We start from the raw sequence: 16,682 nt of genomic DNA, 5'->3' as shown, positions 1-16,682 counted from the left end.
GTAGCAGTCGAAGCATACCCGCTGGCTGTAGTGAGAACCCCCATGGCGGTAGAATTGTCCCCACTTGCTACTGTCCTAAATCCCATGGCTGTAGACACCCATCCGCCGGCAACAGTGTCGGCCCCTATTGCCATGGAAGCCCAGCCGCTGCCTACAGTACCAGAACCCATAGAAGTCGAAGTGTCCCCACTGGCTATCGTATTAAACCCCATGGCAGTTGAAGCCCAACCGCTAGCTATTGCGTTATCCCCTGTTGCAATAGAACATTCTCCAATCTTCACATCATCCCATTGATCACTTTCTACATTACCAGCCCTGAAAGCCGCTTTTTTCGGATACCAGAACATCCTGGTACCTGCTCCGGAAGTTTCTAGTGAGGTACCGCTGCCATAAGTTCCGATCGCCATTATACCGCCGTCAGGCGATGCTGCCCCTTTATCGATTGTGAGCTTAAATTCAGGATTAGAGGTTCCTACTCCTATTTTCCCGCTGTTTTTCACGGTCAGTCTGGGAAGATTATTGGTGATCAGAGTCAGATCAAAATTATCGATATTACCAAGCAGCCTGTTCATTCCTGCCACTTCGCCGCTATCGCTGAAATCCACAGTCGGCAGGCCTGTCAGATGCGAGCCGTCGCCTATATAGTGCAGAGCTTCCATTGTGCCCTTGACATCCAGGATTTCCACAGGGCTGGTAGTGCCGATCCCCAGTTTTCCGAAGAAAAACGACTCCCTGGTGCTGGCTGAATTCAAGACTCCATCCAGGCGGATATTGCCTAATGAATCTATGATTCCCACTTCTTTGGAATTTGAATTGATGATCTGCAGTCCTGTTGAGCCGTCGCTGGTTGAAAGTATGGCTTGAATACTTTCAGCCTCAAGCTGACCTGAACAAAAGATCAGCAGTAAAGATGTGAAGATAAAAATGCAGAACAGTTTCATACTTCCCCCTTTTTCAAACTCAATTTCAACTCGATTTTAAACAATATTTTTATATAAAACAAATAAGATCCAGCGGGAAGTCCCCAGTTTCCGCGATTATTTTAGATCAGCCGCAAACCGTCCCAGCCAGTGCAGGTATTCCTGCCAGGGGACTGCCTTGACCCCGCCAGGCAGATCTCTCGTTTCCGGAACCATACAGACTATCCGCGGCTCCAGCACACGGAATCCTTCAGAGCCTTTGGCGATCCTGAGCATAGAGGAAACGTGCTTTCTTGTGGGTGTGGCAGTTTTTTTGATCTCTAAGGGATAATATCCTTCACTCATTTCGATCAGCAGGTCGATTTCAGTGCCATCGTTGGCGCGGAAATAGTAAACAGGCTGGGAAATTCCGAGTCTGCCGAGAATTTTAACGGTTTCACTGACTATGAAACCCTCAAAAAATGCTCCACCCATGGCTCCGGAAAACAAAGCTTCGGCTGACGGCTGTCTGGTAAGATAAGCCGCAATCGCGGAATCCAGGAAATAAAGCTTGGGACTCTTGACTATCCTTTTTCCCAGGTTGCGGTGATAGGGCTGGAGCAGAATAATCAGATAGCATGCCTGAAGCACTGAAAGCCAATTCTTGCATGTGGGCTGGCTGATTCCGCAACAGCGGGAGATGGAAGCCATGTTCAATTCCTGCCCATGGATTGAAGCGCAATAACTTACAAAAGCCTGGAACAGGGAAAGATCCTTGACGCTGAGGATCTGGTGCAGATCTCTTTCAATGTATGTCCCCAGGTAACTCTTCAGCCACATATCTCTTTTAACAGGCAAGGTCACGACTTCCGGATACCCTCCAGTCCAGATCAGATTTTCCGCTCTGTCTGCCGGTTTACCGTATTCAAGCCAATGCAGAGGCAGGAGCTCCAGTATGGCTATCCTTCCTGCCAGGGAGTCACTGATATTTTTCATCAGACTGAACTGCTGCGAACCTGTCATGATCCATTTTCCGCACTTTTCCCTCTCATTGTCGATTCTGATTTTAAGATATGAAAAAAGTTCCGGAACATACTGAATCTCATCCAGAATCACTGGAGTAGTGTTGAATCTGTCCAGAAAACCATTTGGATCCTCATGTGCAAATGCTCTCTCCAGGGGATCGTCAAAGGAAACATATTGAGCTTTTCCTTTAAGTTCGTGCTGAAGAAATGTTGTTTTGCCGGATTGCCGCGGGCCTGTAATCAGAACTGCAGGGAATAATGATAAGGCCTTGTGAAAGGTGTCTGCGAGCGCTCTTTTGATAAACATCTTACAATACTAAATTTCAACTTTAGAATTGTCAAGATTGTGAATATATAAACCCTTACTCTTATGCAAAACATCGTAATAATGAAATAGAATCCTGATTATAATACAATTAAATCAAATTTTCCGGGTAAAGCTATGCCAGTCCTTCATCGGTCAGCGGACGGTGAGGAGGTACATTCAGAAATTAAAACATTTCTTGTTTCTGTATATAATACTTTGGAGAAGAATCTCAAGGATTTTTGGGGGGGCAATGAATCTGACTGAGAAAATCATCAAAAGCCATCTGGTATCAGGCGAAATGAAGGCAGGCGCGAGCATTGCCATCAGGATCGACCAGACGCTCACGCAGGATGCTACAGGCACCATGGCTTACCTGCAGTTCGAGGCCTTGGAAGTGCCTAGAGTAAAGACGGAACTGTCAGTGTCTTACGTGGACCACAACATGCTGCAGAGCGGCTATGAGAATGCGGACGACCATGCATTCCTGCAGTCAATCGCCGCCAAACACGGGATTTTTTTCAGCAAGCCAGGCAACGGGATCTGCCATCAGGTGCATCTGGAACGCTTCGGCGTGCCCGGAAAAACCCTGCTGGGATCTGATTCCCACACGCCTACCTGCGGAGGGCTGGGCATGATCGCGATCGGGGCCGGAGGCCTGGATATTGCGCTGGCCATGGCAGGAGAACCGTTCTATCTTTCCATGCCCAGAGTTTTTGAAGTCTACCTGACTGGTGAGCTGCAGCCTTTCGTGAGTGCCAAGGATGTGATCCTGGAACTCCTGCGCCTGAAAACCGTCAAGGGCGGAGTGGGGATTGCCTTCGAATTCACCGGACCAGGCGTGAAGACACTTTCCATCCCTGAACGCGCCACAATCACAAACATGGGTGCAGAACTGGGCGCGACTTTCTCGATTTTCCCCTCAGACATAAAGACAAAAGAATTTTTCAAGCTTCAGCAGCGCGAAATCCAGTGGCTGGAAATGAAACCTGATCAGAAAGCCGGATACGACGGCAGGGTGGAGATTGACCTCAGCAAGCTCGAACCGTTGATTGCCAAGCCCCACATGCCTGACCAGGTGGTGACAGTGAAGTCCATTGCAGGCAAAAAGGTGCAGCAAGTGGTAGTCGGATCCTGCACAAACTCCAGTTATAAAGACATCAAAACAGTGGCAGGTATGCTTAAAAACCGGCATGTACATCCGGAAGTATCAATGGGACTCCTGCCAGGTTCGCGCCAGGTGCTGAAAAAACTGATTTCAGCAGGCGAAATGGAGAAGATACTTGACTCAGGCGTCAGACTGCTGGAATGCTCCTGCGGACCCTGCATAGGCATGGGATTTTCTCCGCCCTCCAAGGGAATTTCGCTGCGCACTTTCAACCGTAACTTCGAAGGCCGTTCAGGCACCAAGGACGCGGAAATCTACCTGTGTTCACCGGAAACGGCTGTCGCAGCAGCTCTCACAGGCCAGATCACTGATCCCAGGGAACTGGGTATCGAAGCTCCAAAAATCGAAGCAAAACCAAAATTCGTGATCGACGATTCGCTGATTATTCCTCCTGCCAAGGACGGCAGCAAAGTGACTGTTGTTCGCGGTCCGAACATCCAGCCGCTCCCCAAGAACACCAGGCTTGAGGACAAGGTGGAAGTGCCTGTGATCCTCAAGGTGGGCAATGACATCACCACAGATCACATCATGCCGGCAGGTGCAAAGATCCTTCCTTTGCGCTCCAATGTGCCGAAGATCGCGGAGCATGTCTTTGAACCGATTGATCCCACTTTTGCGAAGCGTGCTAAAGAGGCAAAGCAGAGTGTGATCGTAGGCGGAGCAAACTACGGTCAGGGCAGTTCCAGGGAACATGCGGCACTCGCCCCAATGTATCTTGGCATCAAAGCCGTGCTGGTAAAGAGCTTCGCCAGGATTCACCTTGCCAATCTGGTGAATTTCGGGATCATGCCTCTGACTTTCCAGAACCCGGAAGACTATGACAAGATTACCCAGGGTGATCTGCTGCAGTTTGATTTCAGCGATATTTCAAAAAAAGATCTGCAGGTCACGAACAAGACGAAAAACCAGGTCTACAAAGTGACACATCCGTTGAGCAGCCGGGATGTTGAGATAGTCAAAGCCGGCGGATCCCTTGCTTTTACTTCAATCAATCAGAAAAAATAACAGGAGGACAGGAGAAAATGGCGAAGAAAACCAGTAATGAGATGGAAAAGGATACCGGAAAAGCCCCTCTGCAGGGGGAAAAGATCCAGAACAAGAAAGGCAAGCTGATCGTACCCGACAATCCGATCATCCCCTTCATCGAAGGTGATGGAACAGGCGCTGACATCTGGAATGCCTCTGTGCTGGTTTTTGACAAGGCTGTGGAAAAAGCTTACAAAGGCAAGAAAAAGATCGCCTGGCATGAAATCTATGCCGGCGAGAAAGCCTTCAACCTGTTCAAGGACTGGGCACCTGAAGACACATTCAAAGCAGTGACAGAATATTTCGTAGCCATCAAAGGTCCTCTCACCACCCCGGTAGGCGAAGGGATGAGGAGCATCAACGTCACGCTCAGGCAGAAGCTTGACTTGTACACCTGCCTTAGACCTGTCCGCTATTTCAAAGGTGTCCCTTCTCCTGTGAAAAGACCTGAAGACGTGGACATGGTGGTATTCCGCGAGAATACCGAAGACATCTATGCAGGCATCGAATGGAACAACGGCACGCCTGAAGTGAAGAAAGTGATCGATTTTCTGATTAAGGAAATGGGAGTGAAGAAGATCCGCTTTCCGAACACCTCTTCGATCGGGATCAAGCCGGTTTCATTGGAGGGCTCGGAACGCCTGATCCGCGCAGCCATCAATTATGCCCTGAGGCTTAAGAGAAAGAGCGTGACTATAGTGCACAAAGGCAATATCCAGAAATTCACTGAAGGTGGATTCCTGAAATGGGGATACGCCCTGGCTGAGCGCGAATTCGGGGACAAGACCTTCACCTGGCCGCAGTGGGAAAAAATCAAGGCAGCGCAGGGCGAAGAGACAGCGAACAAGGAAATGAAGAAAGCCCAGGAATCAGGAAAAATCATTATCAAGGACTGCATCTGCGACAATTTCCTGCAGCAGATCCTGACCAGGCCAAAGGAATACGATGTGATAGCCACCACGAATCTTAACGGAGATTATGTTTCCGACGCTCTGGCAGCCCAGGTGGGCGGCATCGGCATTGCTCCTGGAGCAAATATCAATTACGAGACAGGCCATGCGCTGTTCGAAGCCACTCACGGCACTGCCCCGAAATATGCTGGGCAGGACAAAGTCAATCCAGGTTCAGTGATCCTCTCAGGTGTGATGATGTTCGAACATCTGGGCTGGCTGGAAGCCGCGGATCTGATCGTCAAAGGACTGGAAAAAACCATTCAGAACAAGACCGTGACCTATGACTTCGCAAGGCAGATGGACGGAGCAAAGGAAATCAAGTGCTCGGAATTTGCGAAAGAGATTGTTAAAAATATGTATTGATTTAATAATTTTTGGTTCGGGATTCGGGGTCCGAGGTACGGAGCTTCTCGAACCTCGCACCACGAACCTCGTACCTGCAAAGTGGATTTTATTGATTTTTGTGACAATTTAGTAGTAGCTGTAAAATCGAATCTTAGAGGTAAGCATGGAAATCAAATCTACAGCCCAGTCCGGTTCTCTGGAATCCAGTGACATCTTGGTGACTGTGAAGCCGGCTGACAAAGGAGCGGGTCGGAAAATCGAGCTGCAGTCGGTTGTACTTAATGAATACGGGCAGTCGATCAGGGAGGACATTCAGAAGGTCCTTGATCAGAACCGTGTTTCAGATGTCGAACTCACAGCCAATGATAGAGGTGCTTTGCCTCCTACAATCAAGGCCAGGGTAGAGGCTGCCCTGCGGCGGGCATCACGTCCGGAGGTTGAAAAGTGATTAAAAAACTCAGACGGACTATGCTCTACATACCGGGTAATAATCCCGGAATGATCCAGAACGGCGGCTGTTACGGCGCAGACGCCATCATGCTGGACCTGGAAGATGCAGTGGCTGTCAACCGCAAGGATGACGCCAGGCTTTTAGTCCGTAACCTGTTGTCCTACGTCGATTTCGGGGATGTGGAAAAAACCGTACGCATCAATGGCATGAACACAGATTTCGTGATCCCTGACCTTTCCATGATCGTGCCGGCAAAGCCAGATGCCATCCGAATTCCTAAGGTGGAAACCATAGAGGACATTCAACGGGCGGACAAGCTCATCTCCCAGATGGAGGACGAATCAGGGCTGCGAGTGGGCACAATCATGATCCATGCCATGCTGGAAACAGCTTTGGGAGTAGAAAACGCCTATGCGATCGCCAAGGCTTCCCCGCGGATCACAGCCATCACCATCGGAGGCCAGGATCTGACTGCAGACATGGGAATTCAAAAGACACTCGGAGGCGAAGAACTGTCCTATGCAAGGAGAAGAATCGTGATGGCTGCCAAAGCTGCCAGGATCTCCGCGATTGACACGATCTGGGCGGATGTGGATGACGACGAAGGTCTGATCCGCGAAACCAGAATGATCAAGGAACTCGGCTTTGACGGCAAAGCTGTGATCAATCCCAGGCAGATTGAGCCGGTCCACAGAGTATTCTTGCCAACTGTTTCGGAGATCGACAAAGCCATGAAGATAGTTACTGCCTTCAAAAAAGCACAGGCTGAGGGCGTGGGAGTTTTCGCCATCGACGGCCGGATGATCGACGCTCCTGTTGTGGCGAGGGCCAGACGGATCCTGGAACTGGCGGAAATGGAAGGTGCAGCATGAAAAACAAGCTTGGGATCGAAATTCCGGAAAAAATAGAGGGTGTCGGCAGCCTAATCCCGTTCCAGGGTGAATTCACGCTGATCAATAGCCAAACCGAAAAATACAAGACTCCTCAACCTATCCGTAAATCAAAAACCGGGCATAAACTGCTGCCTGACTTGAAGAACTGTCTGGAAAAGCTCAGCCTCCGCGACGGCATGTGCATTTCATTCCACCATCATTTCCGGGGTGGAGACGAGACAGTTTTCAAGGTAATCTCCCTGATTGCTGAAATGGGATTCAAGAATCTGACGATAGCATCTTCCTCCCTTACCACTGCACATGACCCGCTGATCCCTTTCGTGGAAAACGGCGTGATCAGCCGGATCTGGACATCCGGCCTGCGCGAGAAGCTCGGCAAGACCATCTCAGCAGGAAAACTCGGCATCCCTGTCATCTTCCATTCCCATGGCGGGCGGGCCAGAGCCATTGAAACCGGAAAACTGAAGGTGGATCTAGCTTTCATTGCAGCTGCGGCTGCGGACTGCGAAGGAAACGCCACCGGCAGCTTCGGCAAGTCAGCTTGCGGCGCTCTTGGTTATCCGATGGTGGATTCAGAGTATGCAGCCGAAGTGGTTGTACTCACCGATAACCTGGTGGAATTTCCCTGCCATCCTGCATCCATCAAACAGCATAATGTGGATTATGTAGTGCCAGTGGACAGGATTGGAGACCCCAAGAAGATCGGCACAGGCAGCACCCGCCTGACCAGAAACCCGCTCGATCTCAGGATCGCCCAGCTCGCCACTCAGGCTATCGATAAATGCGGATACATCAAACCAGGCTTCTCTCTCCAGACCGGGGCAGGCGGAGCTTCGCTCGCAGTCGCCAAATTCATCCGCGAACTGCAGAGGGAGCGGAAAATCAAGGGCAGCTTCCTGCTCGGTGGCATCACTTCCACGATGGTGGAAATCCTTGAAGAGGGCCTGTTCAACGTGGCCTATGATGTGCAGAGCTTTGATGACATGGTTACGCATTCGATCTATAAGAACCAGCAGCATGTGGAAATCTCATCCTCCCAGTATGCAAACCCCTTCAATGCCGGCTGTTTCGTGAACATGCTGGATGTGGTGATCCTGGCAGCGCTGGAAGTTGACACTGATTTCAACGTGAATGTACTGACAGGCTCAGACGGCTTAGTGATGGGAGCGTCAGGCGGTCACTGCGATACAGCTGCAGGCGCCAAGCTCACCGTGGTAGTCGCACCTTCCATGCGGGCCAGGACTCCGATCGTGCGCGATAAAATTGCTACAATCGTCACACCAGGCTGCTCTGTGGACCTGCTGGTCACTGAACGCGGCATCTGCGTGAACCCTGCCAGGACCGAGCTCATCGAAACTCTCAAGCGGAGCAGGCTGCCGATCCTGGAGATTCACGATCTGGCCAAAAATGTGGAAAAACTCTGCGGAAAACCTGCCCCGATCGAATGGGACGACAAGATCGTGGGGCTGGTGGAATATCGCGACGGATCGATCATTGACGTGATCCGCAAAGTGAAATCTTAGATTTGTAAGGGCGCAGCATGCTGCGCCCCTGCACGGAATGTCAGAACATCCCCAGCTGTTCAGCTGGCCGCTCCCTGGGTTTTTCCACTTCCAGCAGCTCCTGCTCAATGCTGGACAGGAAACGGCTTCTGGGCAGCCTGAATTCCCGGCCGTGCAGGAATCTGTGTTCAGCGCTCGAGAGGAACAGGTACTTTTTCGCGCGCGTCATGGCTACATAGAAAAGCCTGGTCTCTTCATCGAGGTCTGACTTCATGGTCTCGTATAGATGATACGGCAGTAATCCATCCTCGCAGCCGGCGATGAAGACTGCCGTAAATTCCAGTCCCTTGGCGGCATGGATTGTCAGCAGGCTCACCCGCTCCACTTTTTCCTCAAAAAGATCGGTGCCGCCACAGAGAAAAGCCTGTTTCAGGAATCCGTCAAAATCGGAGCCGAAACGCTCTGCATAATCCAGCAGTTTTCCGATCTCCGAAGCATTCACGTCTTTTTGATACTTCGTACATAGAAGCAAAGCGTTTTTCACTGTCTGATTGTCTGAGAGTTTTAATCCAGTCTCAGGCAGATCGGCTCTTCCTTTCAGTTTCTCCCGCAGAAATCCGTTTCCCGGGTCCAGGGACAGGCGCAGCAGATCCAGGGTTGCAGCTACAGGATCTGTGCCGAAAAAATCTTCATCATCTACTGACTGATATGGAATCGAATGATCATGAAAAGCTTTTTCCAGAGCTTTCATCTGAGTTCTGGTACGCACGAGCACAGCGAAATCAGCCAGGCTTTCAATTCCGCTCACCGATTCCCCGGACGCGACTGAACTGTCCAGGGAGAAAAATCTCAATCCTCCTGCCATCCGTTCAATGTTCCTGGCGATGAATTCAGCTTCGCTTTTATCTGTGGGGTGGCTGGAGAGATTGAGCCTGACTCCCTTTTCCAGCCCCTGCAGAAATCCCCCCGCTGAATGGACGATGCCTGAACTTGCTTTCAGGATAGTGTTAGAACAGCGGTAGCTTCTGACCAGATTAAAAGTTTTTGCCAGAGGATAGTCCTCCTGGAATCGCCTGATAAAACCCACATCCGCTCCTCTGAAACCGTAAATTGCCTGGTCAGGGTCGCCTACAGCGCAGAGATTAGCATTGCCGGGAGCTAACAGACGCAGCAGCTTATACTGCACAGGATTCACGTCCTGATATTCGTCCACCAGAATCTGACTGAAGCGGGTTCTGTATTTTTCAAGTAATTCCTGATTGGTTTCGAGGATCTGAACAGGAAGACAGAGCAGATCATCCAGGTCGAACAGATTGTTCTCGCTCAGATATTCTTCATACCTGACAAAAAATTCCATGAATCCTTCTGGTTCATCATATTTCAGGAGCTGCTTCCTGGCTGAAACCGCTTTTGAATAAACGGACGTTTTCTGCGTGAACAATGAACAGATGAAATTCCTGTCAGATTCACTGATCAGGGAAAATCCGGGTTTCCTGCCAGTTTGCTCCAGGTTTTCTGATAAGATCGACAGGCCCAGTCCATGGAAAGTGGTTGCTTTGACGGTTCCGGCAGTTCCAAGGTCTGAAAGCCTTGATTTCAGTTCCGCTGCTGAGCGGTTAGTGAAAGTGACGGCCAGGATTTCCGAGGGATTTACATGCTCCGCGATGGTTCTGATGCGCTCGACAATGGTTCTGGTCTTTCCGGTTCCCGGACCTGCCAGGATCAGAGCAGGTCCCTGGAAATGTCGGATTGCTTCTTCCTGCTGCGGGTTGGCTCCAGCTTCAATCACAGGAGATTGAAGCTCTTCCCCGGAATAATTTCCCAGTCGTTGAAATTCTGCTACATCAAAGCAGACAAGCGGCCTGGGTGACAGCTTCACCTGCCCTTGAAAAAAACCGGAATTCCGGCCGAATGATTTCGCCTCGCCAGGTCTGAAAGCCTTGACAGTACCATATTCTCCGTCATATCCCTCACTGATGAAAACCTCCCTGGCCCGCATCCTTCTGACAGCTTCTGAAAGTTCAGGGGAAAGCTTTCCCAGATCTTCGAGCGGCTGTTCGAGCAGCATGAAAAGTTCATTTCCTGCTTTCTGGATCAGTTCAAAATAGACTTTCAAGACCTTTTTTGAGGATTCGCCTGATCCGATAATTTCAGAGAGCAGCTCGCGCAGCGGGATGATGGAATGGAATGGGGCACATTTCGGTCTGGTTGAGATATCGGATCTGTCTGCCAGAACCGCCACTCTGTGCATTACTCCTACCACCACTTTTTTCCCGCAGACCGGGCAGAGACAGCGGTTCTTGAGCGTAGTGAGAGGGTCCCAGCAGATCCCGCATTTGCGATGCCCGTCGAAATGGTATTTGCCTTCCTGTGGAAAGAGGTGCACTGTCTCCACCTGTCCGCCGGACTGCATTGCCTGTTTTATGGAGAAAAATGAGAGTTCAGTGTGGAGAATATTGGCATTCCTGCCGATCCTGTCCGGGGAATGAGCATCCGAATTGGCGAGCAGTGTGCACTGATCAAGCGTGCTGACCAGCCAGTTCATTGGGGCGTCTGAGGAAAGCCCGGTTTCCGCAGCAAAAATATGCTGTGAAAGATCTTCGTAACAGTCAGTGAGCCGGTCAAAACCGGATTTTTCGCCGAGCAGGGAAAACCAGGGTGTCCAGACATGGGCAGGAGCCAGAAATCCGTCCGGACACTCTTCCAGGAAGATTTCCAGCAACCGCTTGGAGTCAAGGCCAAGGATCGGCCGCCCGTCGGATTTGAGATTGCCGATTTCTGAAAGCCTGCGATTCAGGCGCTCCGCAGACGCGAAATCCGGCACAAAGAGCAGATTGTGGACCTTGCGCACCCGGTCGTTTTTCTTATAGATGCTGCTGATCTCAGCGCTCAGGAGGAATCTGACAGTCGAGGCTGCACCAGGAAGTTGAGCCGCCTCAGGAAGCTGTATTTCTTTTTTCAGTCTGAAAAGCCCGTCTTCTGCAGGTCCCAGTTTGTCTTTCAGCTCAGCGATCCAGCCCGGATGGGTGAAATCACCTGTAGCCACGACATTCATGCCTTTCACCCTGCACCAGTAGTCCAGGTGCTCCGGAGTCAATTGCTTGCTGGTAGCGAGAGAGTAATGGGAGTGGATATGGAAATCTGCGTAGAATTTCATGTTTAATCCATTTTACAAACCTTTGATTTTCTAATGATTCATACTGTATGGTAATATATTCATATGAAAAAATCACCACTGGAACTGGTTATCGAGGCCCGCGAAAACCGCTGGATGTCGCGCAAGCAGTCCGGCCAGGCTTTTGTCACTTTTTCGCTCAATGTTCCGGGCTATCCCAAGACCTCACCCCTGATCGAAAAGGCATTTCTTGCCACTTCTAAGGAAGCGCTGCGCTTTCTTTCCACATTTCAACAGGTCAAAAATCCGGGTTTCGGCCTGGACGAGGCCGGACATTTCCTGTTCCTGCCGCTGGGAGGGATGGGACTGAAGGCTTTGACTGAACTGAAGGAAAAGTGCGCCTGCTTTGAGCGGAATCATCAGGCAGGAAGGCTTCTGGATCTTGACGTGTATGATGAGTCCGGTATTCCTATTTCAGGAAACCGCAGAAGGCAATGCCTGCTCTGCGACCGCTCAGCCATTCTCTGCATGATGGAACGCTCGCATGCTACAGCAGACCTTCGCCAGAGCTGCGAAGAACTGCTGGCTGAGTATCTGCGCAAACTGGAAAACCGGAAAATGATCGACAGGCTCACAGAATTCGCGGTTTCAGCCCTGCTGACCGAGGCTTCGGTGCATCCCAAGCCCGGCCTGGTCACCAGGATTTCTTCAGGCAGCCACAAGGATATGGATTTTTTCACCTATCTCTCCAGCACCTCAGCCCTCGCTCCTGGTTACCTGAGGATCGCGGAAGCTGCGCTAGCCGGGGAATGGCCGGAAAATCTGCATCTTTCCGTGATCCGCTGCCTGGGCATGACCATGGAAGACAATATGTTTTCCGCCACTTCAGGTATCAACACCCAGAAAGGCGCGATTTTCCTGATGGGAATTGCGGTCTATGCCTCAGCTCTCAGTTTCAGGGAAACCAGGCGCCTTGATCATAAAAATATCCGGAGCCTGATCGGGAAAATCTGCCGGGGATTGACTGCTGAACTTGAGAGTCCCGGTGCCACCCATGGACAGATGGCTCATGAAAAATTCGGAATCACTGGTGCGAGAGGTGAGGTTGAAGCCGGTTTCCCACTGGTTTTCAAGGAAGCCCTGCCGATTCTTTCTGTCTGCCGCAACCGCGGTTTTGATCAGGATACAGCCTGCCGGTTGACGCTGTCCGCGATTATTGCAGAGAACGACGATACCAATCTCTATTTCAGGGGCGGTTTGAAAAAAGCCCTGGCAGTGAAGAAACTGGCTGCAGCGGTCGTCGCTCTTTTCCGGAAAAAAGCGACTCTGAAGCAGCTTGGCAGAGCTTTCGAAAGGCTCTGCGATTATTGCGGAAAAAACAACCTGTCCTGTGGAGGATCCGCCGACCTTCTGGCTGTCAGCCTGTTTTTCGAATCCATTTCAGAATTACAGAATCACAGGTAGAATAAAATCATGTTTAATGAATACAATATTGAGTCCATCGATCTTTCGAATCAGCTTGAGACTTCGGAAATTGCTGATTTTCTCGGTTCCCAGGGACTGCAGTACGAACCAGCCGATTTTACGCTCGCAGTCAGGAAATCCGGAAAAATCATCGGCACAGGTTCGGTTGCAGGCTATGTGATTAAATGCCTGGCCATTGACTTCGCCTATCGCGAAGGACCGGCTTTTTCGGAAATCGTGAGCAGGCTGCTCGAATTTCTGGACAGCCGCGGTATCCATCACAGCTTCGTGTTCACCAGGCCTGACTCCAGTATCAGCTTTGAAAAACTTGGTTTTCGCCTGGTGGAGATGACTGATTCCGTAGCTCTGCTGGAATTCGGTGCTTCGATCGACTCCTACCTGAAATATCTGGAGGAGAATCGGGAGAAAGAAGTGGAGCATTCTGCTGCAGTGATAGTCAATTGCAACCCTTTTACTCTTGGGCACCGTTATCTGATTGAACAGGCCTCCCAAAACTGCGAATACCTTTACGTGATTGTAGTGGAAGAGGACCGCTCTGTGTTTCCCTTTGAAGTAAGGCTTGAACTGGTGAGAAAGGGTACTGCTGATCTGAAAAATGCAGCAGTGCTTTGCGGAGGCAGGTATGTGGTTTCATCCTCCACTTTCCCCACCTATTTTCTGAAAAGCGATCAGCCGGGTGAACTGGTGCGGCAGCAGGCAGAGCTTGATCTGAAAATCTTTGCCCTCCGCCTGGCCCCAGTCCTCAGGATCAGGCAGAGATTCGTAGGGACTGAAGACTTCTGCCTGACCACTGCCGCGTACAATGAAGCAATGAAAAAAATCCTGCCTTCCCATCAGATCAAGCTTACAGAAATCTCCCGCAGCAAGATTTTTGACGGCCGGATCATCAGCGCATCGACTGTCAGAGCTGCTTTGAAAAACAAGGACTTTGGTACAGTAAAAAAGATGGTGCCACAGACGACATTTGAATTTCTGATCAGCCCTGCTGCCAAAGAAATAATTCAGAAAATCAGGAAAAAAACAGGTTAAGGAACGTCCCTTTTACTGACAGGGTTGTGTAAATAATAATAATCCCTGAAATTTCCGTTCGGAGTTTTCAGATCGAATGATGTGACTATCTGCAGAGTCTGTTCTTTCTCCTGGTAGCCTTTAGTATATGCCTCTAAATAGACCCTGATGAAATATCTGTCACTCATGAGAGTGGAAATGGAACCGATCTTGAGTTTGTATGGTTCGAATTCCGCTTTCACGAAAAAGTCCCCGAACTTCTCGCGCTTGATGATGGCAGAATCTTCAGTCACAGTTCGTACAATCTGGCCGCTGTCTGTTTTCGGGTCTTTCTCAAGTTTATAGTTCACTTTCTGGAGTTTGGGCCTGCCTTCGGATTCCAGCTTGTCCGAATATTTCCAGAATTCGATCTCCCCTGACGCGACTTTTATGGAAAAGGGCTGATCAGGTTTAAAATAAGCGCATTGCTCAAGGTCGTCCTCGATCTTTTCCATGGTGAATCTGGCGCCGCGCTGCATCTGCAGAAAATAGCTGCCGCGTGAGATGAATCCCATCCCCTTGTGCCAGAATGTATAGACCACGCCCATGAAGAAAACGCCGATCCCCAGCACCACCATCACTTCTATAAAAGAAAATCCTCTGCGCTTATTCATTGGAAACTATCCTTTCCAGTACGACCTCTCTGGATTCCGGATCGTCCATTTTCAGCTTGTATTCCACTTTGACCAGCAGTCTCTTAAACTTTCCCAGATCTTCAATTTTGGGCTGAATGTAGAACTTGGCATAGAGTGCAGGATAAACTGCCTGCTTCTTATTGTTGTTGAGATCATAATAAAAATAGCCGTTTGTAAGCGCAGTCTGCGACAGGAGATCGTGCATGCCTCCGACCTGGCTGAAATCAGTCTCGCTCATCCAGGACAGGCGCTCACGGGCTATGCAATAGGCAAACAAATCATCCTGTGCCGTGTAAACCTGCTTGTTGGAAGTATCGAACAAAAGGGAAAGTGCGAAAAATCCGATCACAAAGAAAACAATCGCAATCAGTATTTCGGGTAGTGTAAAACCTTTATTCATCAATACCTCTGCAGCTGATAATAGCTTGGGCCATGGCAGACTGAAACAGAATAAGCCAGTTTTTTCTTGTCAGGAGAGAATGGGAAAAGAAGGTTGGCATCCCGGGTCATCTGGCCATTGATTGCAGTTCCGTCGACGCGGGTTATCACATTCGCCAGCAGGCTTCCGGCAACCTGAATCGCCCGCTTGGGGTCAAGGGCCTTGATTTCACCCCAGAGCGCAGCCAGATTTACTGAAACCGGTTCAGGTCCAACACAGATATTCGGGTCACCGCCTGAAGTTTTATTCCAGAGATTGGCTATCAGCCAGCCTGAGTTGTCACCTTTTTTTTCAACAGCTCTTCTGAGGTTGACTGCATTTTTAGTGAGGGTCAGGCTGTATCCTTCAAAACTAAGTGCTGCCGTAAGAGTGAAGCCGTCGTCCACAAGCTCAATTCCATCCAGCTTGAGCGTGGAGTCTCTCAGCGAAAAATCCAGAAACGAATCGCCTGTGATGAACCAGCGTGCCACTTTTTCATAGGGGATGGAGGAAAGAGTAAGATCCAGATTTTCCAGTTTTGATAATTCCGGGTTATTGTAATAAATATACTTAGTGTTGAATTTCATGAATTTGGTGTTTTTATACTTGAAATTGGCAATTACTTCTGATGTACCAATTTCGATCACATCGCTGTCGCTGCCGAATGCTTCCAGAACCTCGTCCACTTCAGGAGTGCCTGTGAAACCTGGGAAAGTGTTGTTTCCAAATGCCAGAAAACCCTGCTGCAGTTCATCATTAACCACTTTCATTTCAGGAGTCAGTTCTGGTTTGCCGTCGATATAGGATTTGCCTCCCCTGATCAGCACTGCGAATTTGTTCAGCTGGCCTGTATCCTTGAGCTGACCGCTCTTGAACTGGGGAAACATGATCAGTGCGACCTTGAAGTCATATGCGGCTATGATCTGGAACTTTTCTGAGCCATATTTGGACTTGACTGTTAATTTGACCATCCCGTTTTTTTCGAGTTTATCTGAGTCAAGCTGATTTTTAGCATTGTCAGGGAATGCCTTCAAAACTTCCATTTCCACTTTCACATCATCCACTTCCATCTTGACTCTGCCCTTCATATCCGGGAAAAGCTTCAGGGCGTCATCCTTTACTTTGACAGTGAAGCCGGCAGGTTTTTTGTCGTTTGCATTGCGGAACCATTTGTAGATTTCGGTTTCTGCGGAATTGGCGTTTTCCAGGACATTGGTCAGGGCGGATTTCAAGCCTGCTTCAGCCAGGGCTCTGGCCCTGTCGCCTTCCAGGTTGTAAATCAGCTGCTTGCGTTCAGAAGTGGAAGCTGTCATGAAAGCGTAGCTGATGATTGCCAGAAAACAGAAACCGCACAAAACAACGAGAAGGAGGGAAAATCCCTCCTTCTTTTTTAAATTGTATTCCATAGATTTTATT

Annotated in this window: 13 protein-coding genes; 7 read left to right on the top strand and 6 right to left on the bottom strand. The window is 49.7% G+C overall.

The window, feature by feature from the left end; genetic code table 11:
- A partial coding sequence (locus PHW04_14790; protein ID MDD2717155.1) for a hypothetical protein occupies positions 1-941 on the bottom strand: 941 nt, incomplete at its 3' end.
- Between the two features lie 96 nt (positions 942-1,037).
- Positions 1,038-2,231, bottom strand: coding sequence for an ATP-binding protein (locus tag PHW04_14785; protein MDD2717154.1), 1,194 nt, complete (start codon positions 2,229-2,231; stop codon positions 1,038-1,040).
- 250 nt (positions 2,232-2,481) lie between these two features.
- On the opposite strand from PHW04_14785, the gene PHW04_14780 reads away from it, so the two are divergent.
- The 5 genes from PHW04_14780 (at position 2,482) to citF (ending at position 8,587) form a co-directional block, all read left to right on the top strand.
- A complete protein-coding gene (locus PHW04_14780) occupies positions 2,482-4,401 on the top strand; it encodes an aconitate hydratase (protein ID MDD2717153.1) in 1,920 nt (639 codons plus the stop codon).
- 41 nt (positions 4,402-4,442) lie between these two features.
- On the top strand, positions 4,443-5,738 hold the full coding sequence (gene icd, locus PHW04_14775) for an NADP-dependent isocitrate dehydrogenase (GenBank protein ID MDD2717152.1): 1,296 nt from the start codon (positions 4,443-4,445) through the stop codon (positions 5,736-5,738).
- A gap of 145 nt (positions 5,739-5,883) precedes the next feature.
- Positions 5,884-6,168: a citrate lyase acyl carrier protein gene (gene citD, locus PHW04_14770; GenBank protein ID MDD2717151.1), complete on the top strand. Its 285-nt coding sequence runs from the start codon at positions 5,884-5,886 to the stop codon at positions 6,166-6,168.
- Positions 6,168-7,043 (top strand): aldolase/citrate lyase family protein, encoded by an 876-nt coding sequence (locus PHW04_14765; GenBank protein MDD2717150.1) that lies wholly within the window; start codon positions 6,168-6,170, stop codon positions 7,041-7,043. Before citD ends, PHW04_14765 begins: the two co-directional genes overlap by 1 nt.
- Positions 7,040-8,587, top strand: coding sequence for a citrate lyase subunit alpha (citF, locus tag PHW04_14760; protein ID MDD2717149.1), 1,548 nt, complete (start codon positions 7,040-7,042; stop codon positions 8,585-8,587). The genes PHW04_14765 and citF overlap by 4 nt, the downstream gene beginning before the upstream one ends.
- A 40-nt stretch (positions 8,588-8,627) precedes the next feature.
- Here citF and PHW04_14755 read toward each other — a convergent pair whose 3' ends face one another.
- Positions 8,628-11,723 (bottom strand): UvrD-helicase domain-containing protein, encoded by a 3,096-nt coding sequence (locus PHW04_14755; GenBank protein MDD2717148.1) that lies wholly within the window; start codon positions 11,721-11,723, stop codon positions 8,628-8,630.
- A gap of 63 nt (positions 11,724-11,786) precedes the next feature.
- Between PHW04_14755 and PHW04_14750 the strand changes: the two genes are divergently transcribed.
- Positions 11,787-13,145 carry a triphosphoribosyl-dephospho-CoA synthase gene (locus tag PHW04_14750; GenBank protein ID MDD2717147.1) on the top strand — a complete coding sequence of 453 codons (1,359 nt, stop codon included), beginning with the start codon at positions 11,787-11,789 and terminating at the stop codon, positions 13,143-13,145.
- A gap of 9 nt (positions 13,146-13,154) precedes the next feature.
- Positions 13,155-14,195, top strand: coding sequence for a [citrate (pro-3S)-lyase] ligase (gene citC, locus PHW04_14745; GenBank protein ID MDD2717146.1), 1,041 nt, complete (start codon positions 13,155-13,157; stop codon positions 14,193-14,195).
- Here citC and PHW04_14740 read toward each other — a convergent pair.
- Genes PHW04_14740 through PHW04_14730 form a run of 3 tightly spaced genes read right to left on the bottom strand, consistent with a single transcriptional unit; the run spans position 14,192 to position 16,672 of the window.
- The gene (locus tag PHW04_14740) at positions 14,192-14,827 is read right to left on the bottom strand and encodes a prepilin-type N-terminal cleavage/methylation domain-containing protein (protein MDD2717145.1); all 636 of its coding nucleotides are present in this window, start codon (positions 14,825-14,827) and stop codon (positions 14,192-14,194) included. The genes citC and PHW04_14740 overlap by 4 nt on opposite strands.
- The gene (locus tag PHW04_14735) at positions 14,820-15,248 is read right to left on the bottom strand and encodes a prepilin-type N-terminal cleavage/methylation domain-containing protein (GenBank protein MDD2717144.1); all 429 of its coding nucleotides are present in this window, start codon (positions 15,246-15,248) and stop codon (positions 14,820-14,822) included. Before PHW04_14735 ends, PHW04_14740 begins: the two co-directional genes overlap by 8 nt.
- A complete protein-coding gene (locus tag PHW04_14730) occupies positions 15,248-16,672 on the bottom strand; it encodes a hypothetical protein (protein MDD2717143.1) in 1,425 nt (474 codons plus the stop codon). The genes PHW04_14735 and PHW04_14730 overlap by 1 nt, the downstream gene beginning before the upstream one ends.
- Between the last annotated feature and the right edge of the window lie 10 nt (positions 16,673-16,682).

The sequence above is a fragment of the Candidatus Wallbacteria bacterium genome (assembly GCA_028687545.1).
Lineage (GTDB): Bacteria > Muiribacteriota > JAQTZZ01 > JAQTZZ01 > JAQTZZ01 > JAQTZZ01.
The sequence above is the reverse complement of the archived record's forward strand: the minus strand, read 5'-3'. Positions and strand labels throughout refer to the sequence as shown.

Coding starts and splice junctions, on each gene's coding strand:
- PHW04_14785 (MDD2717154.1), bottom strand. CDS start 2,231: ATGTTTATCAAAAGAGCGCTCGCAGACACCTTTCACAAGGCCTTATCA.
- PHW04_14780 (MDD2717153.1), top strand. CDS start 2,482: ATGAATCTGACTGAGAAAATCATCAAAAGCCATCTGGTATCAGGCGAA.
- icd (MDD2717152.1), top strand. CDS start 4,443: ATGGAAAAGGATACCGGAAAAGCCCCTCTGCAGGGGGAAAAGATCCAG.
- citD (MDD2717151.1), top strand. CDS start 5,884: ATGGAAATCAAATCTACAGCCCAGTCCGGTTCTCTGGAATCCAGTGAC.
- citF (MDD2717149.1), top strand. CDS start 7,040: ATGAAAAACAAGCTTGGGATCGAAATTCCGGAAAAAATAGAGGGTGTC.
- PHW04_14755 (MDD2717148.1), bottom strand. CDS start 11,723: ATGAAATTCTACGCAGATTTCCATATCCACTCCCATTACTCTCTCGCT.
- PHW04_14750 (MDD2717147.1), top strand. CDS start 11,787: ATGAAAAAATCACCACTGGAACTGGTTATCGAGGCCCGCGAAAACCGC.
- citC (MDD2717146.1), top strand. CDS start 13,155: ATGTTTAATGAATACAATATTGAGTCCATCGATCTTTCGAATCAGCTT.
- PHW04_14740 (MDD2717145.1), bottom strand. CDS start 14,827: ATGAATAAGCGCAGAGGATTTTCTTTTATAGAAGTGATGGTGGTGCTG.
- PHW04_14735 (MDD2717144.1), bottom strand. CDS start 15,248: ATGAATAAAGGTTTTACACTACCCGAAATACTGATTGCGATTGTTTTC.
- PHW04_14730 (MDD2717143.1), bottom strand. CDS start 16,672: ATGGAATACAATTTAAAAAAGAAGGAGGGATTTTCCCTCCTTCTCGTT.